The organism is Geobacter sp. PheSNFMC (assembly GCF_059620965.1).
In genome coordinates this window covers 18,436-40,286 of sequence record NZ_JCAMRN010000012.1, presented here as the reverse complement: position 1 = coordinate 40,286, position 21,851 = coordinate 18,436, and the positions used below count along the sequence as shown (strand labels likewise).

Below are 21,851 nucleotides of genomic sequence, written 5' to 3'. Positions count from 1 at the left end.
CCTCACTAAACAAACTTTGGATGTGTCGGCTGCTATTCATTTCGAGCAACAGAAAAAACGTTATGTAACGCCGAACCAACCAAATCCGCCAGTTCGTCATTCATTCCTCCAAACCTATCTGCCAACTCAGAAATCAGTGTTTCTGCGGCATGTAAACGATCTGCTACTTCGATTTGCGCATCAATTTCTTTCGGTAGGGGTATTTTTAAGTCCAAAAACTTATCGACTTTGAGACGACGGCGATTTGTTGATCCGCGGCTTAAGTTCTCGTAAACCCTTAACATTGATGGCTGAAATAGACAGTATCTTAAATAGGCAGGATTAACTCGACTTGAGACAATTTCAAAGACTGGAAAATCATTTGTGGCAATTGCGCCATCAAGGTCACTCGTAACTATGGCCATAGCGCCGTTTCGAGCATCAATTTTTGATAGGATTAAGTCATTTGTTCTAATTATGGTTTGCGTTTTAGTTCCAATATCAAGGCCTTGCACGACATCACGAACCCTTGCTCCCCTGAAATGGAGTTGAACACGAGTCCGCCGATAAATAACATCATCCTGAATTGTTATTGTAGTAGTCCTTTGGTTAATGAGCTCGCCTAAAGCAACAAACGGAGCATCAACGTTTCCTAAACCTTTGACAGTTGCTTCAAGTTTTTGGAGAAGAAGTTCACTCTCGTCTTTGAGCTTGCGTACACCATTTATAATTACTGCCGGAGCCGCAAGTACTATATTGGAGTGGCGCGGGTGTACTTGTGCTAGGTCGATATTCCCTTGAATTAACTCCGCTGCAGATATGTGCCATGCATGTTCATTCTCTATTCGATTGTTCCACCAGTTGATAAGAGGCTCGAATTCTTCGTATTGCAAGCCATCAGTTGCAGAATAACTCTTTCCTTTGAGATGCGCTCGACGTTCTGGCAAGGGGTGTTCGTAAAACCAGACATCAGAACTTGGTCCTGATCTGTCGAAAAATAATAAATTCGTAGCAATATCTGTGTATGGCTCAAACACTCCTTTAGGGAGCCTAACAACTGTATGCAAGTTAAATTTTGTCAGCAACTCTCCGCGAATCCTTTGAGCAATTCCCTCTTCGTAAAGAGTCCCATTAGGCACTACCACTGCAGCCCTACCAGGTCTTGGCTGACGCTTGAGCTTGCGCATGATGAGCTGTAGAAAGAGGAGCGTCGTTTCCGATGTCTGCATCTCGGCAGGAAAATTATTGAGAATTCCTTTCTCTTCCTCTCCGCCGAATGGTGGATTGGTGAGGATGACGTCCACCCGGTCCCGGTCACCGATCTCGTTCAGGGGGAAACGCAAACTGTTGTCCGGATCGATACGAGGGTATTCAAGGCCGTGCAGAAGCAGGTTCATCTGCACGAGAAGATATGGCAGCGGTTTGGCCTCGCCACCATAGATGCTGCTCGCCTGAAGGGTCTTACGATCTTCAACCGTATTGCATTGCTTTTCCAGGTGACTATAAGCCTCCACCAGGAAGCCGCCGGTGCCGCAAGCGGGATCGAGGATGGTTTCTCCCAGCTTGGGATCGAGCACTTCCACCATAAAGCGGACCACAGGCCGAGGGGTGTAGAACTCGCCGGCGTCGCCGGCAGCGTCTCGCATCTCCTTGAGCATGGATTCGTAGAGGTGGCTCAGGGTGTGGATCTCGTCCGAAGAGGTGAAGTGAATGCCGTTCACCTTGTTGATCACGTCCCGCAGCAGGTAGCCGTTGATCATCCGGTTGATGGTCCCCTTGAAGACCGTGGCAATGACATCGCGCCGGTCGCCGCCGTTGGCCCCCTGGAGCCCGCGCAAATAGGCAAACAACCCCGAGCCCCGTGTCCCATCGGGACGAACAGCTTCATCGTTGTTGACAAAGGCGATCAGTTCATCGCCAGTAATCCCATCTTCACGAGCAGCCCAATCCCGCCAGCGGTAGGGTGCCTCGATGGCCGGGCGGAATTTATCTCCGGAAAGGATCGCCTCCTCTTCCCTGATCTGCTCCATGTCGTCGAGGAACTTGAGGAACATGATCCAGGTGAGCATAGGCAGCCGGTCAATATCACCGGAAAGCCCCTTGTCCTTGCGCATGATGTCACGGGAGGTTTTAACGATAGAGCCCAGTTGCTGGGCGGTGGTTTGAGGCTGAGCGGTTTTCTTGATGCGTGCCATTGGATTCCTTCATGTTATGTCGTTATAGTAGGTTGGGCTCAGTCCATACTTGAAATTACAGAGTCGAATTGCCAACCTGATATTCCTTCCAACCCATCTCTAAGATATGTGTTCTTCATTGGTGTGAAAGGAAGAGCATTTGATCCGCCTTTCGCGGTAATTTGCTCTCGCTGCGTTTCAGAAAGCGCTTCCCACCATTCAGGGGATATGGCGCAATTCTCACAGTTGAGGATGATCATTCTAAAAAGGATATCGCCAACATTGTGCCCATCATGCATCATTGTCGCCAATGATCGCATAAAATCAATACAGACTCTTGAACTTGAATGATGCCATGAGAACAAATATCCCCAACCATTGCTCATTGGAGCTGAACAAAAAGTGATTAATTCAAGCTCTTGCTTATGATTACCGAGATGTTGTAACTGGTTACCCATAAAGTCGAAGTCAGGATAAAGCAACCCAGAAAAGGCAATATTCGGCTTTCTATTTGAAAGGAAAAGCACATATCTAACATCATCAAATTTGTTAAACTTTAATGATTGGTCATACAGTAATTTATGCCTTTTCAGGTTATTAAAACCGAATTCAGTTCCGGATTTATAATCCTCGCAGTATTGCTTTATAAATGGATGGTCTGTTTTGCTAATCCTATGTCTTAGCGTGTTGAGCACGTTCTCTTTAATGAATATCTCTCTAGCAAGGGATCTGTAGGCGTACAACAACACTTGCTGGTTGGTAGGCACCAGATACTGATCGTCTATCGGAGTAAATAACTCGTTGTCATGATACTTACAAAAGCCAAGGAATGTTGATAGGTTGTTTATTCCTTTTTTCTGGTATGTTGGTTTACCCATGCTCTTGTTTAACTGGCTCACTTCGCTGGACAGCGTATAAACATGCCCATCTTTAGATATAGCTAAAAGCAACCGGCTTTTCTGAATGGAGTGAGCGCTAATTATCTCTTGGCACTGATTGCCAGCATCAAAATGTAGGCACCTCCCTCTATTCTTTTGTTTTTTTTGTTCTTTTATAAAACCTTGAATATCAGGTTTGTAAGAAGACTTAAGCGTGATAGGCCCAGTTGATGTTTTCTTGTCTCTAGCCCATGCCATGTAAACAATAGCCATACCATCTGTTTGAGCTTTCCGAAATTGTTCTAAACCAATATCCCTTTGAGTAAAATGTTCTTCTGACACTTCGATGGGAGAAAGATCAAGTCCTATGATCTCCCAGTCATACTTAGAAACTTGAAATGCAGCCTTGGTGACTGCAGTTTCAGGATTATTTTCTAGAACCCAACAAGAAGCAAATGCCCCTTCAGCGAGGTGATATTTTTCGTTATCAGTAGTTGGAATGACCTTGAACTGTAAAAAATAAGTCTTCATTTAAGGACAATTTCAAACACAGAAAGTACCTCGTTAAGTGCCTTGTCACATTCTTCTGCCAATTGAGTAAAATGGGAACGGAAACTGCCGTATTCAGTCCGCGCCTCTATTTCAGCTTTTCTCTTTTTATCAGTTGTTGCATGGCCTTTTACTACAGTCCTTAAACCGTGAATTCTCTGCATGGGTTCTACAGTAGCTTTTGCTTCTGTTTCACTCCGCCCCTTCGCTACCAGCAATTCCTGCATGACCTTGAGCGGCCCCCATTTCGGGTCAAGTTTACGACCAGCCGCTTCTGCCAACATTTGCAGGGGTTTACCAAGGAAACCTTCTATAAGTAACTGATCAAGTGCCAAGATTTCATCTGCCCACTCCTTCGGAGAATCAGTCACCGGATATCGTGTCGCGTCGGACAGAGCCGCGCCCCTTGGCTTCCACCATTCAGGCGGTGATTTATCGAGTTTACTGATCGTGTGTTTCAAGGCGGTTAGCGGATCATGCACGGTACTCCATTCCCCCAGAATATCTGTTTGGTAAGCGCGTTCAGAGATCGCCCCCTGTGGCCAAACATTGAAGGATTGCCAGTAAAGCTGCTCTTCATAGGGTAGGTCTGCCAAGTAGCCAATGTATGTATGTACTTGGCCAGCCTCATTAATATCATAAGTCTTAAGGTGCCATGCGTTGCGACAGGTGATACTTCTATCCTCTAATGTAAATCTTTCAGGGTCGGCTTTAAAGCGGAGCAATACTTCTGGCCGGAAGAAAGCTGGTGACACTTCCCAAGGCAGATCAGACTTTTGGAAATAGTTGGAAAGAAATTCTGGAGCACAGGAGGTATCAACGTTGGTTTTGTTCTTGCGGTCGTAAATTTTAAATTTAGCGTACTGGCGATTCTTCAGGTTATCTTCATCTTTCCATGCCTGTACCAATTCATCAACAGTGACTTTAGGCCTGATTATGATGGCTCCGTATGCAAAGCTCCCCTGGCCATCCTTGCCGCCTTGATAAAATAGGTCAGGCTCACTCCTTTCGTAATGTTCAATTTCGCCCCATCCGGAAAAACTCCCCCATTTCACACGAGTGAAGTCAAACTTTAGGACAAGAGATGTTTCCGATAAAGCCATAAACTTGTCCAAGTCCTTGCGAAGGATTGTGACCACGTCCAAGCCCTCCCACGCATCGGCTGACTTGCGTTGAATAACTCTTATTACATCCTCAATTTCTCCCCGTGGATCAAGCCTGCAATACGCTTTGCGTTCAGGTACGAAGTAGAGATCCAGGCTGTGTACGAGCTTTTGACTCAATTCGATAGGCGTGGGCCCCTGTTGCACTCCATCAAATGACCTTCGGTAAATCAGTTTCTCACCACCCTCAAAAGATTTGCTATCCGAAAGAGGAGGTTCTAGATACATGCGGTGCCCTTGACCACCGCCCCAAGCACGTTGAATAACCCAGCAATCGTCAGGCATCGGAATAGAACCATGCATCAAGTCGTGTCCGTCTGGCGGAGTAACTTTTGACGTAAGCGCAAGAACACCGTGGATCAAGATGGATTTCGCGCTGGCGTAGATCACCAACTCGTCACTCTCAGCATTGACTTTCAGATAAGACACCGAGTCTTCTGCACTGCTGAGCCATTCCTCAGTATCCACTTTTGGACATTCGGCTAGTGCTTCTAATTCAGCTTTCTTGAATAATTTCATATATGATACATCCAGCATTTTCCTTTGTTTGTTTCTATTAATTCTGGACAGATAGTGCCCACAGTTAACTGAGTGATAATTGAACAGTAAGCATCTTGTGTAACGATCAACGCATCACGACAGGTTCCGAAAATAACCGAGATCCGTTTGAATGCCGGAAACTTGAGTTTCTCTATCTTCAGACCATTCAGGCAGATGTATATATGCTAAATCAGTAGAGTATCCTAGCTCTGAAGGCACTCCTGGCCTGTCTGTAGCGATTCCAACAACGGTTTTAACTCCGGGAACCCTTCCTCTGATGACCAAGCATCTGAGGAATAATTCTTTCATCCTATGCTCGCGGTCAGAGCTCTTTCCGATCAAGAAAACAAAGGCTGTTTCACCGAAACCCTGTGCTGCGCGAGAGCCCACTTTTAGCTCTGGCTTGTCTAGAAATTCCTTAAACGCCTTTGCAAGCCCAGCTCGATACATCCGTGGCTGCAGAGCCATTGTTACTAAAGCGTGCTGATCGTCAGTGACTTCATTGCTCAGCATATCGAACATACCATCCGTCAGTAGATCTTCAGTGTAGTATTCGACGAGTGAGTCCCAAATATAGGATTCCTTTAAATCCTCCTGCATTGCGCGATACTCTTCAGACTCAGAATATCCCCTCCATAAGTCGTCATTTAAGATAATCATGTCTGGTTGGGAACCATCTTCAAATGTGAACGAGCGCCCGTGCACAAGATAAAGCGCGACGAGATCCTCAACCCCGCCACCTGCGAATACTAGTCTAGCCTTTGAAACCAACTCTTCAGTGGCTTGTAAATACTCAACAAAATCAGTGATAGTATCCAGAGCACCAAAAACCACACCGACGCTGTATTCGTCACACAAATGGACGAATCCATTACCGAGATCCCCCCATTTAAGGGGGACATGACCCCGGCCGCCCAGGGATATAGAGATTCGGTGATATCTTCTTTTGCACTTTTCCGGAAGAGTGACAAATCGACCGTCATGTCGAGTAAACCGATCTACACTTGCCAGCCATCTTTCAGCTCCCCAAATCTGGGATGCCGATTTTTCGATTGCAGCTTTCTGCCAACGTTCCCAACCGGTTGTGTCACCAGTGTCTTTGTATTCGTTCTCTTTGACGGAGATAATGACGATGTGATCCCCACAAACGACAAGGCAATCACAGAGTTCTTTGTCATTTTTACCCTTCGGATTTGGATGGGTCCAAAGCTTAAGAAATGATCGTTCACAAAGACCGGCAACAAATATTTCGGAAGGCGTTACGCCATGTGACATTTATCTACCTTTTGTCTATCCTATTCCCGAATTAAAACCCCGCATAGAGCAGCGTTTGCAGTTCATTCACCGCTTCCCGCAGCTTTTCCGCCCCGCCGAAATACCCGACAATCTCGATCACGTTCCCCCGTTCCGAAATCGGCGGCACCTTCAGGATATCCGGCACTACAAATTGCGCGGTGCCATGCTGGGCGTACTTCTCCAGCAGTTCTTCGAGAATTGCCCTTGCCTCTGGACTGAAATGATCGAAAAAATCTTTCCGGTCGTGTTTCAAGCGTTCCGCCCGCTCGCGGCGGGTCCGCAATGGGGCATTGAAGGCAAGATGGCAGAGAAGGTCAAAGGGGTCGGCTTCCGGCTGACCGACTGAATCGGCCAATTCGTTGAAGTTGATTCCTCGCTCCTCAAGCTGCCGGATAACTTCAGCCCGTTCCCTGGGGTTGGCCCACTGTTCGCGCATCCGAATGGCACCGGGGAACAGTGTCCGCACCTTGTCAGCAGCATAATCGCTGTATTTGACGACGCGCAGCTGCCTGCCGTCAGGATCAAGTTCGTAAACCAGATGGGCGGCAATTGCTACCTGTCCGCCATCGACAAAGTATTTACGAGGTTCAGGTGTACCATCATCGATGACGACACCGGTCGGGCCGTAATCATCCTGAATGCCGCCGTCTTCAACGACAGGCGTTTCCTCGGTAACGGTTGATTCATACGTTGCACCAGCGGCATCGATCTTTTCTTCACTGACGAAGGCCGGATCGCCGTCGAAATCCTTGTCGGCAAAGAGCCGTGTGGCACTGCCGGTATAGTCGAGAATATTGAACCAGAGCTTGCCGTAATCGTCCCTGACCCTGGTTCCCCGGCCAATGATCTGCTTGAATTCGGACATGGAACCGACCACCCGAGCTAGCACCACATTCTTGCAAGTGGGGGCATCGACACCGGTGGTCAGCATCTGTGAGGTGGTAAGAATGGCCGGGGTTTCGGTCTCCAGCTCCTGAAATCTTCCCAGGTGGCCGCGACCAATATCGCCTTCATTGGATGTCACCCGGCAGACATAATCGGGATAACGGCTGGAGAGGTCCTGATTGAGGTTGGTCAGTGCCCGTCGCATTTCGTCGGCATGATCCTGATCGACACAGAAAACAATGGTTTTGGCGAAGCGGTCGGTTTTGACCATGAAGTCGGTCAGGTGGCGGGCAATGGCGACCGTGCGGGCCTTGAGGGCGACAATTCGCTCAAAGTCCTTGGTCTGATACTCATCGTCCGGAATCTCCCGGCCGTAGCGATCCAGCTCACCTTTGCTGGGGCGCCACCCGGCAGCGTCATAGTCAGTGATGACGCGATGGACCCTATAGGGAGCAAGGAAACCGTCATCGATCCCCTGCCGCAGACTGTACTGGTAAACCGGATTGCCGAAGTAGAGGTAGGTATCCCGGTTGTCTTCCCTGAGCGGTGTGGCGGTCATCCCCAGTTGGAATGCCGGGGAGAAGTATTCCAGAATCTCCCGCCAGTTGCTGCTGTCGCGGGCGCTCCCCCGGTGGCATTCATCCACAATGATGAAATCAAAGAAGTCGGGCTTGTATTCCTTGTAAAGCCCCGGCCGCCGCTCATCCTTGGCCAAGGACTGATAGATGGCGAAATACATCTCACGGCTCTTGTTGGCCTCACCGTTCTCGATTTTCCAGCGGGCATCGCCAAAAGGAGCGAAGATTTTGTCCTTGGGATCGTCAACCAAGATATTGCGGTCAGCCAGGTAAAGAATCTTGGGACGGCGATGCTCACCGGTAGCATTCCAGCGGGCGCTCCAGAGCTTCCAGCAGATCTGGAAAGCTACAACGGTTTTGCCGGTTCCGGTGGCCATAGTGAGGAGAACCCGCTTCTTTCCCTGCACAACTGACTGTACAACCCGGTTGATGGCGATTTCCTGGTAATAGCGCGGACTCTTGCCGCTGTGGTGGTAGTAAGGGGTAAGAAGCTGCTGACTGGTGGTTTCGGTGATGTCCTGCTCCTGCTGAAGCCTCTGCCACAGTTCAGAAGGGGTCGGGAATTGCTGGAGCAGGCGCTCCTGGCCGGTCAGGTAATCGAATTCGATGATTTCAATGCCATTGGTGGCGTAGGCAAATTTGAGCCCCAGAATCTCTGCGTACTCTTTGGCCTGCTGGAGGCCGTCACCGGCGGACAGATAATCCGGTTTTGCCTCGACAACGGCAATAAGATAATCGCGGGTGTAGCGAAGCAGATAATCGGCCCGCTTCTGGGGACGGCGCTTGACCTTATTGCCGGCCAAAACGATGCGGCCATCGGTGAAGGTCACCTGCTCGTTGATCCGGTGGGGCTCATTGTCCCAACCAGTTTCAACCAGTTTTGGCAACACCAGTTTTCGACAGGTATCGGCTTCGTTACTCATTAGTGCAACCCAAAAAGAAAAAACCGCCCGACGGCAATATGCTCGAACAGGCGGTTATTGTAGTTACATTTGCTTCGGGCGCAGAGCCCATCTCTTTACCCTCCAAATGCATGAAATTACGCCATGTTAATACCTTTTTTTGTCTCAAAAGTCAATTTGAGTCTATCACGCTCCCTGTCCGAACAGGACAGAGTAGTGCAACATACTGAAATATTTACATTACGACACTGATTTGGATTGACAATTCATTTCAGGCTGGTCAAACTTAACCTGAAATGTATAGGAGCATTGACTGTCGAGAAAGGAGGGAGGAGATGATGGTACAAAAATGCAAGGCTTGCGTAATATCCATTTTCTGGACAACTCTTCCCTGCACTCTTGCCGGGGGAATTGTAGGTGCTATTTTCTCAACAGCATTCTGGTACTGTTTGATAGGAATAACCGTATTGTCTTTTTTCTACTGCTGCCTTGACCGTATCCCGGTTCGTTTGTTTGCTGGAACAATGAGAGGGTTATCGGTTTGGCCACTTCTGAAATACGGATATGCAAGTACCGATAAACGACCTGTTAATTGTTGCTGCAATAATTGGTGGTTATGGCGGCACTGGTTCTACAACAGATGATGCCAAATATTCCCATGCACCCTTCAGTTTAAGGATTTCGTCTCTATCAATTGGTATGCAACCTTGGTATTCAGCAATCAGTTCATATGGAGACGACACATAGAAATAGATGTTCGCTCCGTCCGATGTTTCCAAGTGGGTCAAAATATCGGCTGGTAATGAAAATTGATGACCATCCACAGTCATTATGGCCCCGTATTCCGCAACAGCTAATGCAATACCTGTCTCGCCAGAATTCTCTTTCAGCCTAAAGTCTTCAGTGACGAGCGCAATCAACCCGTCATTTACTAGAAGTATTTTCTTGCCTGTCATTGATTATTTCCCTCTCCGAAGTGGTGCGGGCCCCGGGCCTTTTGGTAAATTTGATGTTCTGCTCTGTTGCTGAAGGATCTTGCTGGTTCTTTGCACTTGCTGCTGAACATCTCGTGAGTTTTGCTCCATTACTCTAGCAGCGTCCCTTGTGGCAACTTCTTCCGATCTTTTTACAGCAGTTTCTTTTGCAGCTCGATTTGTAGCCATAGTACGATTAGGTGCTGTGACAGACGCAATATCTCCGACTGTCATTGCTGTTTCATGCAGTGCACCCTGACCAACGGCAATCGTTGTCGCAGCGGAACCGGCATCAGTTGAACGCCCATCGGTGAATTCCTGCGAAGCGGCACTGCCAGCAAGATTCTGCCTGGACTCAACCCTCGTCCCAACGACCTGCGAACTGGAATAATCCGCCTTGACCCCGCCATCGGCATGGATACTTCCGGTAATCCCGCCGCCTGACCTAGTACTGACCACCGCTGCACCCTGTTGCGACATCTGGACGAACTGATCCTCGGTAATCTCGGAACGCTTGCCGGCGACCAGATTGCCGCTCTTGTCCATTTTCCCCTGCACCTGCGAATAGTGCAGATTGCCGTCTTTGTCCTTGGCATACATCAGGACATTGCCGTCAAGGCCGTTGGAGAACGAGCCTCCCAACACTTCCATCTTGCCGGTCTTCTCGTTTTTCGCGTAATACCAGTCGCCGTTGACCATCATCTGCTTACCGCCGGCCTGGATCATGTACGAACCTGACTTCCGGGACACATTCAGTGACTGGTTCTCGTAGCCGGTCTTGATGAAATCACCGACGGTCTTGCGCAGCCCCTTGTCAGTTGTCGATACGTTCCGGTCCAGCCGCTCAATGTCGGTGCCAGTCCGACTCTGACCGAGATCGAACTTCTGCACCCGCCCGCCCTGATCGACGCTGAATGATGCGAGATTGCCGTTGCGGTCGTAATCCGCCTTGTAGTCGAACGCCTGGCCTGACATCCTGGCGACATGGGCGGCCGCGCTCTGGAAACCGGCTCCTTTGAGCTGCTTCTGCAGATCGAGCGACTTGGCCCTGTCCCCCTTGGCGACGGTACCGGCTTCTGAGGAGTTCACGACACTGCCATCCATGCCGACATTGACTACGCTCTTGCCATCGGCGGTCGTGAAGGTGATGTTCTGACCCTCCATGGCCTTCTGCATCTCGGCAAAGCCCCGTTCGGTCAGGTGGCCGTTTTGGTACATCTCCGGATCGTTGGTAAGATGCGGCGCAACCTTACCGACCATCTGATCAGCCGCGGAATGAACCAGTTGATTGCGGGCGATCCGCCCCGACACATCATTACCGATGAGCTGCTGATAGTTGTCGTATCCGCCACCAGCGTAGATCCCCTGAATCTTGCCGCCGGTCTCGGTCGCAACCACACGGCCAGCTTCCGTTCCTGCCGCCATCGGGCCACCGATCTGGTTCGAGAGTCCGGAAACCTCGGAAGCCTGTTTACCCTGATTGAACAGGGAATTCATCTGCATCAGGTGCGCTGAGGAGATCCCGTAGGAGTCGGCAATCGTCCTCACGGCATCGGCATTGGCGTAATCCCCCAGAGCCGAAATCTCCGAGCGGAGCGAATTGAACTCGCGCCAGCTGCCGCTGAAGCCGAGCGACCGCGCACCGGCATAGGCGCCCATTTCCCCCTGGAGCTGCCCGACGCTCTTGTCCATGTTGGCGGTCAGGAACCCGGCATAGTTGTCACCGTTGCCAAAGACATTGGCCAGTGCCCGGTCATTGGCAACCCCCATCTGGGCAAATGCCTGAGTGTCGCCGCCGTAGCTGTTGCCAACCACATCCCTGACCGCTGCCGACTTGTCAAGCCCGAGACGGCCATCGAAAGATTTCAGGTCATAGGATGAGGACAGACCGTTCTCGCGCATGGCCCTGCCGGCACCACCGAAACCGATGGTACGGCCCAGCTCCCCGTCGGCAGCCATCCGGCTTGAAAAATCCATCCCGAAATCCCGGATCATGTCGCTCGCAGCCGTGGTCCTGGCCGACATACCAACCAATGATTGCGCCTGCCTCGCCTGGAAGCTGTGCTCATTGCTCCATGCCTGGGTCGGCATGGCCGTCACGTTACGCTGCATGGCCGACGCCCGCCCGGCCGGGTCCTCTACCTCATGGGCCGCCCGGCTCCCAGCCGACTGCACCTGGCTACCCAGGCCACCGGCCATCATCGCCATGGCATGCCCACCGAACCTGATCAGCATCCCGGTAATGACCGTGGCCAGCATCATGCCGCTCATCCGGAGCGTGCCGAACATGCCGAGGATTTTCACAGTCTGGTCGGGAAAGAAATAGAGCGCATCCATGCCCAGCTTGTTCTGGCGTACCATTTCGTAGGCCTGGTTGGCGTAGTCCACGGCAAACTGATGAACTATGGCATCGGTCACCCCCCAGGCCGTGAGCCAGATAAAGAAACCGGCGATGATTCCCACCGCCTTGCCGATCAGCGGCGTGGGGATGAAAAGCGCCAAAAATGGTAACAGCCCCACCGCTATGGCCGTGAGCGCCGCCTTCAGGATCGGCAGCCACTCGTTGGCCGACTTCATGGCACCGGAGGCGTTCAGCAGGAACTGATAGTTGGTAGCACCGGCGGCGTTACCGCTGCGGAAGGTCTCCTCCAGCCGCTGGGAGACGTAGGCCTGTTTCAGGAAGTCATCGATGCTTGCCGCCCCGAGCCCGGTCCCACTGTTCACATTGTTTAGGACCGTCTTGCACTGGTTGACGGCGGCGGCATCGGTCACGTCATAGCCGAGGTTGGCGCAGACCGAGTCGATGTTCTTCTCCAGATTTGCCGGAGTGAGCGTCCCCTTGATGTTGGTCCAGGCGTCGGTGCATGTGAGAGCCTGCCCCTGGGGATTGGCACCATCGTAATAGACCGTCCAGATGGCCGGGTTGACCGCCTTGTCCAGGGAGCCGACAAAGTTGGTGGTCGTTTTCCGGAGTTCATCCACGGTCAGGTTGGCGTTGGGATTCATCAGGGCGTAGGAGACGCAGTCCTTTACGTAGCGACGCATGGAAGCGTCCAGGTTGCTGTCCACCGCTGACAAGGGGATGCTGGTGAGTTGGGCCAACCCGAGGAAACCTTTCCCGCCCGCCTGGCTCTGATAGTTCAGCGGATCACCGGCAGTGGTGACGATATCCACCAGTCCCCGCTCGATCTTGTTCAGGATGCCGGCCACGGCCACCACACCATCGGGGATGCCGCCCACCGCCTGGTTCTTGTTGAAAACCGGATCATAGACATGTATCGTCCCCTTCGGTACCACCAGGGCCAGATAGACCATGACGCCGATCAGGGTCGGCACGATCCAGGTCATGACCGAACCGTTGGCGGTACCGAGCGATTTGGCGAACACCGTTACGCCGCCGAAGAACAGCCCGGCAGTGATGACCACGAAATAGAGCGACTTATAGGCATTGTCGCCGAAGATCAGCGCCAGCTTGCCGAAGGCGTTCACCACGGCGTCATGGCCTCCCCAGACATAGAACTCCATGTCCAGAGCCAGCGCCATGGTCGGGATCAGCACCAGCAGAAGCGCCAGCCCCAGCCTAGATGCGGTCCGAATCGACATGCACGACTCCTGCGGCGATGAGCTTGCGGTTGCGCAGCCATGCGACGAACATGGCGGCAATGGGGATGATGATGAACACCGCAGTCGAGACCAATACGAAGTAGGCGGAGATGAGGAAGATCCCCTTGAAACCCTGAACCCAGTAATAGACCTTGGCGACGGTTGCGGGCGTGGTTTTGGCGTAATAGAGCTTCGCCACGGCCCAGAGCACGTTGCTGTCGGAGAAAATCTTGAAGTAGAGGAAATGGAAGGCGATGAAGGCCACCACTGCCTTGACGACCGCCCCGAAGACCATGCCCCCCAGGAGGTTCAGTACCATGGCACGGGTGTACTCGCCGATAAAGCAGGTGGAGGCTTTGGCCATGAAGATCGCGTACCCCAGCGAGAACCCCAGCGCCAGCAGGAAGGCGCTGAACTTGTCGAACAGGGTCGGTGACGGGTCGCCGAACATAGGAATGTACTGCTCGATCACTCCGATGGCGATGGGAGTGAGGAGCGCCGAGACGATACCCGAGGCAAAGGAACTCCGAAACCCCACCTCCATGAACTCCAGCCGCTGCTTGGTGGTCAGGAAGCGTGACTTGATCATGCAGCCCCCGAGCTCATTGGCGAAGTTCTGGTCGATATACGAAATCGCCTCCAGAAGTCCGCGTGGGTGAATCTCGTTGCTTGGTGGCACCGGCATTATATCCGGTGTGCTATTACTATCCTTCGGCACGTCCTCTCCTATCCCGTGAATGACCTGACCAGATTCATGACCCCGCCGCCATAGGCGACGATAGCCGCCAGCAGCAGGCAGATAGCCGCCATGGTCGGATTGCGCTGTCGCACCCCGACCCAGAAAGCGGAAATCACCAGGGCGACGAAGAAGCAGCGCCCCCAGAAGCCATAGAGGATCGTGGCAAAGAGCTTCTGCCAGAAGCCGGTGTATTCGGCCTGCCCCATGTAGTGCAGCGGATTGAGTTTCTCGATGGGCACGGTATTCCTCTCAGAAGATCGGGTAGGCTTTCGCTAGGATGCGGCTCTTGTCCACGAAGCCGAAATACCGCGAATCGTAGCTGTCCTTGTGCTCACCCATCACGAACATGGCTCCCTTGGGGACCGTGCCGCTGAAGGCGAAGTGCTGCAGCGGTTCACCCTTGAGTGAAAAGTCCTTGGCCCTGACTAGGTACTCGCCGTTGCAGTAGAACTTCTTCTCCGCATCCACGGTGAGCTGATCCCCCTCGTTGCACCCCACGAGCTTCATCATATCCTCCGACTTCTTCATCCCGATCCTGGCCGCCAGTTCCTTGTCGTGGAACAGGACATACTCTCCCCGTCCCACACAGTCCGGATTCCGGGTGAGCCAGTAGACCCGGTGCTTGAGAGATGGCGTCAGGGTGACGCTGACCTTGTACGGAAGCAGCGTCCCTGCGATAAGCAGGCAGGTGATCGCCATCCAGAGCCGCCAGTTGCGGAAATCAAGGTCTAACGGTTTCGGCATTGCGCACCACCGCGTCACCCATGATGATCACCCGGTTCTTCGGTATGGATGTGATGGCCGCCTCTAGACGGTCGAAACTCTTCCGCAGCTCTTCATCGCTCAACTTGCCGGCAAGATAGTTGTCCCGCTGCTGGGCGATGTACCCCTTAATATCGACGGCCACGATCTTCTGGGCGTACCAGTGGTCATACCCGGCAACGGTTGCCAAAGATGCTCCCAAAGACACAACCAAACAGGCACCAATCAGGACCAGAGTGCCCGGTTGCCGTTTGGATTGCTCTTTGGGGTATGTATTGGGATGCTCTTTAGGTACCGAAACGGCATCCTTATTCTCAAGGGGCTCGCTTGTTTCCATGCTGATCTCTTCACTCATTGATAGTGACTCTCTTTCCTCGTTCATTTCCGGTCACCCGGAGTGGCCAGGAGTGCGGCCAGTGAATCCGAATCGCTCTCCTTCCGGATCTGGTTGAGCAGATATTCCAGTCTGGCGTCTCCGTATGCCGCATAGTGATCCGAGATGGTGGTGTTCTTGGGATCGCCCTCGCTCAAACCGGCATCCTCGGCCTTGAGCCCGCGGACATAGACCACTGCGGGAACCCGGTCGATCCGGTACCGGCGGAATAACAGGGGATCGACGACCAGCCCTGCCGGAAGCATCTCGCAGTCACCGTCCTGGGGGCGGCACGCCGGGTCGCGCTGCAGCACCGAAGCGATGAAGCCGATGGTCGGCTGAATCTTCGTCACTCCATCCACAAACCCACGCAAGACCAGGGAGATATTAGGATCGCCCAGTCTGGCCACTGAAGCCGCATAGTTCCTGATGGTCGCAAGCGGCATTGCCGACGAGATGAAGACGTAGACCCGCTCGGAAGCGGACAACTTTCCCTTTGGCGCCTGTTTGCCCTTGTCTGCGTAGTAACCGGAGGCCTTGTCCCCGAACACCTCGGACTTGATCCGTTCCGTCTCGTTCAAGACGCGCAGTTGGAATTCATCCGAGTGGTAATAGGAATCAAGCGTGCCGGCCAGGGAGAGCATCTCCTTCTCATACCGGTTCCCGGGAACGGTCATCCGCTTCGCAAGCCGGTCGGCATTGGATAGGCTTTTGGCCAGGTCCGGCACAGTCAGCCCCTCCACATCAGTCTCCTTCCACAAGGTTCCCTCCACGACTACCTTCACTTTCTTCAGCTTCGTCTCGATATAGGCCCGGCCAGGTTTGCCGGTGCAGGTGCCGACCTTCCTGAGATGGACCGTATCCTCCGCCACCCTGTCCACCACGCAGCAGGTGTCGGGAGTGGCGATGTATCCGGGAGTGCCGGCAGCGACAACCTCGCAGGGCGAGACAATCGCAAGCCAGGAGATCAATTGAGCGCATAGCCGACGCAACAGACCCTCCTTCGTGTCAGTGACCAGAGAAAATTGTCCGGCGAGGTGTTGGTTGTGCCGAAGGGTGGATTCTTCGCCGTCCCCCAAAGCAACGACGGCCTGCCGATGGGGATGCAGTCGTTGCCACGTACCGGCCTGGCAACCTGAAGCCGGTAGTTGCTTTTGACCAGAATTGGAGTGACGACCCCGGCTCCGGCGCACTGGTTGATGCCGGTATCGTAGAGGAGCGTTTCACGCCCGAGCTTGAACAACATCCGGGCTGCCAGTCCTGCATTGACGTTGAACGGGTTGTTCTCGATCATGCTCCCCGACAGAGGGTAAAACGAACCCCAACTCCCCATGCACCAGAACAATGGATCAATGGGATACGACATGGTCGCTCCCACGCTGTCGGCAACGCACGCCAGTTGCGACACAGGGTTGCCGAACAGAAGCGCCTCCGGATTGATGATGAACGACAGGCTGTCATCGTTCCACATGGGGTCCACTTCCGTCATGTAGGCCAAGTCGAAGGCCTTGTTTTCGGCACAGGGGAAATCCATGAACAGCTTCAGAATCGACCATGCCGGAAAATAGAAGTAATGGGCCTGCTGGAAGGCATAGTCGGAGTCACCGTACTCCTTGCTCCGGTTCTCCCCGGACGAGAAGCCCGGCTTCGGGTTGGTCATGCCGGTGCCCATGACCGGGAAACAGAACGGGTCCTTCACGGTCTCGATCAGACGGGCATGCTCCCAGAAGGCGGTGGACACCCCGATGATCAAAACCCCCTTACTGTCCGGACAGGCGCACACCGGCGAGGTAACATTGCCGGGAGCCGGCTCGGCACCGTTGCCGTAGGAGACGCTGCCCATCTTCACCGGGAACATGCACTGCCAGCAGATGTCCGTCACCGGGTTAAGCACCTTTCCCTTGCAACTTCCGCCGGCACCCCAGGCGAGTGGCACTGTCATGATGAACACGATCAGCGTGATGATCGGGATGCTATTGTTCAGGTTCATCCTCATACCGCACCTTGAATTCGGAACCTTCGTCCGTAATGATGATTGACCGCTTATTCCCGGTCGGATAGCGACCGACAGTTCCTTTGCCATTGGTGGAGTTGCTGTTGACCTGGAGCTGCTCCGGGGATATCTCACCCCAGTCACGAGCACGGAACCGGCTCTGAATTGCCAGCACCTCTTCCATGAACTTCCCGTCACTGCTGAAATCATCCAAAACCCTGCGTGTCAGCACGAACTGCTTCCCCCGCTCGGTATCCGTACCCTCGGATGCAGGTCTGGTTGCAGCCCTGCCGGCCATCGCAACCCAACTGACCGGCGCCAGGATCGGTGCTGCCACGGATGGCAGGCGGGATGTCTCCTCCACCTTTGTCCATGTTTCATGGGAACACCCTGCACACAGCGCAAGGATGCAAACTGTTGCCAGGTGGTGAGATATCTGCGACTTCATGGCGCCACCTTTCTGCCTTGTGCTGGTGTACCGCTACCTTTTGTCAGCTTGACCTCCGTTACCTCCATGATCCGCCCCTTCTGCCTGACAACTGACGGCACCGCCTGTAGCTTGAGCCTCTCAACGATCTTCCGGTCGGCATAGAACAGCGGGCGGCTGATCCTCTTCGATACGGCCCCGAAACTCCCCCCGGTGAGAAGGAGTGTCACATCGAGCCGCTTGTCATACTCGGAAGCGGCAAACCACTTCACCTGCTCCGGATCGGTGCCGTCGATGACCACCAACGTTTTCGGGTAGGTCACATAGTCGAGCGGATTGAAGGTGTATCCCTTCGGGTAGAGGATTCCACCCTTGCCGTCGGGAACATCGATTTCGGTGGTGTAGGTCATATCAACCGGGAAGCTCCGGCTCTGCCTCGCTCGCGGCAGACGCACCCTGTCCGGCGGCCCCTGGAAGTTCTCGACCTTGCGTTTGTCCAGCACCTTGTGCCAGTCCACCTGTTTGGCCCGTTCCTCGATCTCGGTCAAGGCATCCCGCTCCGCAATCCGGTACGTCACGCCGAAGTTGCCAAGCTCTTTGGCCTGCACCGATGAAACGCACAGGAACAGGGCTATCAGTGCCACTCCCGTGTGTCTGATCATTTCGGTGTCGCCTGGTACTTGTTCTGGATATTTTGCATGATGGTCTGCTGTGAACCATCGATCTTGGTAGCAAGATCCTTCTGCACATCTTCGAAGTATTCCGAAAGATCAATCCGCGAGAAATCCAGAGCCTGGAATTCATCGGGGTTAAAGCCGCGGCAGTTGGGTGCTTCCGGTACACCCCACGCGCCGTTTGGCTGAAACGATTGCAGTTGCGGTCTCCCTTGTTCATGGATGATCCTCGCCATTTTCGAGTTGAAGCAGCAGTAGCTCTTGGCTTTCTGTACACACCCAACCAACGGCCATTTTTTCTGGCAGTAATCCCCCACGTAGTGACAGTCCTTGGCGGCATTCTGCATCCCGGTCTGAATATCACCCTGATCACAACCGCTCCCCATCAGCACCTTCATCACCACCATGACAACAATGGCAATGGCAATGGTGGCCGGGTTGAACAGTGCGGCGGCATAGGCCTGGAGGCCGGCGCCAATGGCCGATGCCCCGGTGGCGCCGCTGGCCATAGTGGCGTAGGCCCCGGTTGCTGCCGCACCTGACAGAGTAGTCGTGGTGCCGGTGGCGGTGACCACAGTCATGGAGGTGACTGCTCCCGTAGCGGTGGTTGAAATTGCAGAAATCTGGGCTGCCCCGGTCACCAGAGCATTGCCGTAATAGGCAACCTGACCGATCTCATAGGCCATTTGGATGCCCTGAACTGCCATTTGGATATTGCTGCCGGTATCCTCCGACGCCACCTTGTCGCTCTCGCAGCAGTTGTTGAGGTACCCGACCGTCATGCCGGGAGGACGGCAACGAGATGCCTTGCCGTTGAAGATGTAGATCTGGCCGAGACATTGACCATTGGGATCACGCGGTCCGTCATCCTGGAGCATTGACTCGTCAAGGGTGGTCGTCACCTCTGATCCGGGCGCTCCGGGATTGAAACAGGGATTCGGGGAGCACTGCATCTTGCCCTGGTATTCCATGCAAGCGTACTGAGTCCCGAGCGGACAGGTATTGAACCCCTCGAAGCAGCTGTCCTTCTGCGGATTGTAGATGCCGGCAGCGCTGCAGATCGGCACCGCCTCGCACTTGCCAATGGGAAGCGGTGTGTAGGTTGTTCCCGCCGGACAGTCGTGCTGAACATCGGATACGCACTTGTCGAGCGTGGCAGAGAACGTGGTGGTAGCAGCCTGGGAGAAAGCAGGGTCCTTGGGACATGCAACGGGTTGCAGACACTTGAAGTCAGACTGACTCCAGCTGTACGTGCCGCAATTACGGGTCAGCGTGGCCTGGCAGACATTGAGGCTCGCGTCGTAGGCCCCGTTGGCGCATACCGGTGACGAGAAACAGAGATTGGCGGCAGCATCAAATGAGTAGGTACCGCAATCCCTGGTGATGGTTGCTTCACAGAGGTCCGTCGCCGTGTTCAGGGTGCCGTTGGGACAGGAGGCCGCCAATACGCACAGCCCGCTGGCGCTGTCATAGGTCCCCTGGCTGCAGGTCGGCGTATAGGCAGCCCAGCAGACATCCATGTTCGGGTCAAAGTTACCTCCGGAACAGGTCGGGTTGGTGGCGGACAGGCACTGGTTGCCGTTGATCAGCGCCTGCCCCTGGGGACAGACCATCTGGGTCGATGACATGGTGAACGAACCGGACAACATCCAGTCGCTGGCCGGCGAGCCGTCGGCACAGTAGCGGTCCATGAAGTAGTAGCCGCAGTTGCCGACACTGTCGCATTGCAACGCAGACAGGGCATAACCGGTGCTGGTCAACTCGGTCCTGCTCAGGAGGCTGAGGGGTGACTGGATCGTAATAGCATCAGAACCGAGACAGCAGTAATTGGCAGTGACATTCACCTGCCCCTGGGGACCACTGGGGCAGGAAATATTCACGTTGCAGCAGGAATCGGCGTAGGAGGCGCAGAGGAATGACTTTGGACTGCAGGCGAGCACCTGCTGGGAACTGGCAGCGGTGATGGCGTCACACTTGTTGGTCACCCCGTTGTAGGTGGTTCCGGGCGGACATTCGGGAGCCTTTTCACAGCGGCCCCGGGAACTGTTATAGCTGTAGCCGCCCGGACATGATGGCACAAAGGGCTGGGCGCATATATTGTAGGTGGCGTTGTAGCTGCCATAGGTACAGATCGGCGACCGTTCGCACTTGCCTGTCGCACCGTTGTAGGCATAGCCATTGGCTGTGTCGCAGACCGGCATCCAGGCCTTTTCACACCGATCCTTTGCCACGACGAACGCTCCTCCGTCAGCGCACGTTGCCGGCTTCACGCAGCGATCATAGGTCGGACTGGCCGGATTGGCATCATAGACATAGCCCACGGGGCAATCGTTCTGAACCAGCTTTTCACAGCGGTCAGCAACCGGATTGAAGGTACCGTTTTCCGGACAGACAACATTCTTCACGCATTTATCGATGCCGGCATCCCAGGTGTAACCGCTGCCGCAGATGTTCTGGGCCGTGGCCTGACACATGTCACGGGTCGTCTCCAGGGTCGAGCCATTTGGGCAGACCGGTGCGGTATAGGTTTCCACGCATTCCGTGGAACCAACCGGGCAGAATTGTCCTTGTGTGGTCTGAATGCAGTTCGCCACTTCCCCCTGGTCGCCGGCATAACCGTTGTTGTTCAGATCCTGACCGCACATGATGTTGTTGATAGCGTTGGGGTCGGGAGGAGGCGGTGGAGGTGGCGGCGGAGGCGGGGTTATCGTGCCGGGATCGATGTACGACAAGGCGCAGTCGAGCTTGCCGGGAAACTCGACGATCTGGGAGCTCCTCGTCCCATCGATACCGCTGGCCCAGATGCCGTCACTCCCCATGACGACCGCTTGTGGGTCCTGGCCGGTATAGGCGCCGGCAGCCGGCCATTTCGTAAAGGCAAGCCCGGAACCGTCAATGGTGGTGAAGCCAACGGAGCCGAACTCCTTCCAGACATCGATATAGGTGCTCTTATCCGATGGGGATGCCCCCAGATAGGCCCCATAGCGCTTGATCAGAAAGTCCAGAGTCTGCTGGCTGTCCACGCTGACCGGTTTGGCCGCTCCGAACTGCCCGAGAGAAAGCATCTTTTTGAGCGAGGCCGTGTCAGTGCCTGTCATCAGATACTCTCGACTGATGTTCGCCGAGAAGTCGAAATAGATGTCGGGAAGCGACTGGCTGCCGCTGACGGCTGATTTGGCGATGGCGTAGGTCTTGCCGTTGAATTCGGTGAAAAACGTCAGGGCATCGATATAGCGATAGGTGGTTCCCGTCGTGATCGTGTCCTGGCAACTGACAACAGCCTGTGCGGTGCTGGTTATCCCGGAGAGGGAAAGCAGAAGGACGGCATAAAGAACTGAATAGGCAATGCGGAATAGCATCTG

Annotated in this window: 16 protein-coding genes; all 16 read right to left on the bottom strand. The window is 53.8% G+C overall.

Translation table 11 applies throughout. From position 1 onward, the window contains the following. Positions 1-32 precede the first annotated feature (32 nt). Positions 33-2,174, bottom strand: a complete 2,142-nt coding sequence (locus tag AC6CDK_RS04265; RefSeq protein WP_192905713.1) for an N-6 DNA methylase — start codon at positions 2,172-2,174, stop codon at positions 33-35. Between the two features lie 38 nt (positions 2,175-2,212). Further along, the gene (locus AC6CDK_RS04260) at positions 2,213-3,562 is read right to left on the bottom strand and encodes a hypothetical protein (RefSeq protein ID WP_192905712.1); all 1,350 of its coding nucleotides are present in this window, start codon (positions 3,560-3,562) and stop codon (positions 2,213-2,215) included. Continuing rightward, positions 3,559-5,262, bottom strand: coding sequence for a hypothetical protein (locus tag AC6CDK_RS04255; RefSeq protein WP_192905711.1), 1,704 nt, complete (start codon positions 5,260-5,262; stop codon positions 3,559-3,561). The genes AC6CDK_RS04260 and AC6CDK_RS04255 overlap by 4 nt, the downstream gene beginning before the upstream one ends. 114 nt (positions 5,263-5,376) lie before the next feature. Continuing rightward, positions 5,377-6,558 (bottom strand): hypothetical protein, encoded by a 1,182-nt coding sequence (locus AC6CDK_RS04250; RefSeq protein ID WP_192905710.1) that lies wholly within the window; start codon positions 6,556-6,558, stop codon positions 5,377-5,379. 31 nt (positions 6,559-6,589) lie between these two features. Then, positions 6,590-8,965, bottom strand: a complete 2,376-nt coding sequence (gene hsdR, locus AC6CDK_RS04245) for an EcoAI/FtnUII family type I restriction enzme subunit R (RefSeq protein WP_192905709.1) — start codon at positions 8,963-8,965, stop codon at positions 6,590-6,592. Positions 8,966-9,558: 593 nt separating this feature from the next. Beyond that, positions 9,559-9,900: a hypothetical protein gene (locus AC6CDK_RS04240; protein WP_192905708.1), complete on the bottom strand. Its 342-nt coding sequence runs from the start codon at positions 9,898-9,900 to the stop codon at positions 9,559-9,561. Between the two features lie 3 nt (positions 9,901-9,903). Next, the gene (locus AC6CDK_RS04235; RefSeq protein WP_192905707.1) at positions 9,904-13,521 is read right to left on the bottom strand and encodes a conjugal transfer protein TraG N-terminal domain-containing protein; all 3,618 of its coding nucleotides are present in this window, start codon (positions 13,519-13,521) and stop codon (positions 9,904-9,906) included. Next, positions 13,499-14,206 carry a hypothetical protein gene (locus AC6CDK_RS04230; RefSeq protein WP_226048465.1) on the bottom strand — a complete coding sequence of 236 codons (708 nt, stop codon included), beginning with the start codon at positions 14,204-14,206 and terminating at the stop codon, positions 13,499-13,501. The genes AC6CDK_RS04235 and AC6CDK_RS04230 overlap by 23 nt, the downstream gene beginning before the upstream one ends. Before the next feature lie 41 nt (positions 14,207-14,247). Then, entirely contained in the window at positions 14,248-14,499 is a 252-nt protein-coding gene (locus AC6CDK_RS04225; RefSeq protein ID WP_045667267.1) for a hypothetical protein, read from the bottom strand. Positions 14,500-14,509: 10 nt separating this feature from the next. Then, on the bottom strand, positions 14,510-15,004 hold the full coding sequence (locus tag AC6CDK_RS04220; RefSeq protein ID WP_192905705.1) for a S26 family signal peptidase: 495 nt from the start codon (positions 15,002-15,004) through the stop codon (positions 14,510-14,512). Further along, a complete protein-coding gene (locus AC6CDK_RS04215) occupies positions 14,982-15,212 on the bottom strand; it encodes a hypothetical protein (protein WP_226048455.1) in 231 nt (76 codons plus the stop codon). The genes AC6CDK_RS04220 and AC6CDK_RS04215 overlap by 23 nt, the downstream gene beginning before the upstream one ends. A gap of 188 nt (positions 15,213-15,400) precedes the next feature. Next, positions 15,401-16,387 (bottom strand): type-F conjugative transfer system pilin assembly protein TrbC, encoded by a 987-nt coding sequence (locus tag AC6CDK_RS04210; protein WP_192905703.1) that lies wholly within the window; start codon positions 16,385-16,387, stop codon positions 15,401-15,403. Then, complete coding sequence (locus AC6CDK_RS04205) at positions 16,363-17,385, bottom strand: TraU family protein (RefSeq protein ID WP_192905702.1); 1,023 nt, start codon at positions 17,383-17,385, stop codon at positions 16,363-16,365. The genes AC6CDK_RS04210 and AC6CDK_RS04205 overlap by 25 nt, the downstream gene beginning before the upstream one ends. Next, positions 17,369-17,836, bottom strand: a complete 468-nt coding sequence (locus AC6CDK_RS04200; protein ID WP_192905701.1) for a hypothetical protein — start codon at positions 17,834-17,836, stop codon at positions 17,369-17,371. The genes AC6CDK_RS04205 and AC6CDK_RS04200 overlap by 17 nt, the downstream gene beginning before the upstream one ends. Then, positions 17,833-18,477, bottom strand: a complete 645-nt coding sequence (locus tag AC6CDK_RS04195; RefSeq protein WP_192905700.1) for a hypothetical protein — start codon at positions 18,475-18,477, stop codon at positions 17,833-17,835. Before AC6CDK_RS04195 ends, AC6CDK_RS04200 begins: the two co-directional genes overlap by 4 nt. Beyond that, positions 18,474-21,848, bottom strand: a complete 3,375-nt coding sequence (gene traN, locus AC6CDK_RS04190) for a conjugal transfer protein TraN (protein ID WP_192905699.1) — start codon at positions 21,846-21,848, stop codon at positions 18,474-18,476. Before traN ends, AC6CDK_RS04195 begins: the two co-directional genes overlap by 4 nt. Positions 21,849-21,851 lie beyond the last annotated feature (3 nt).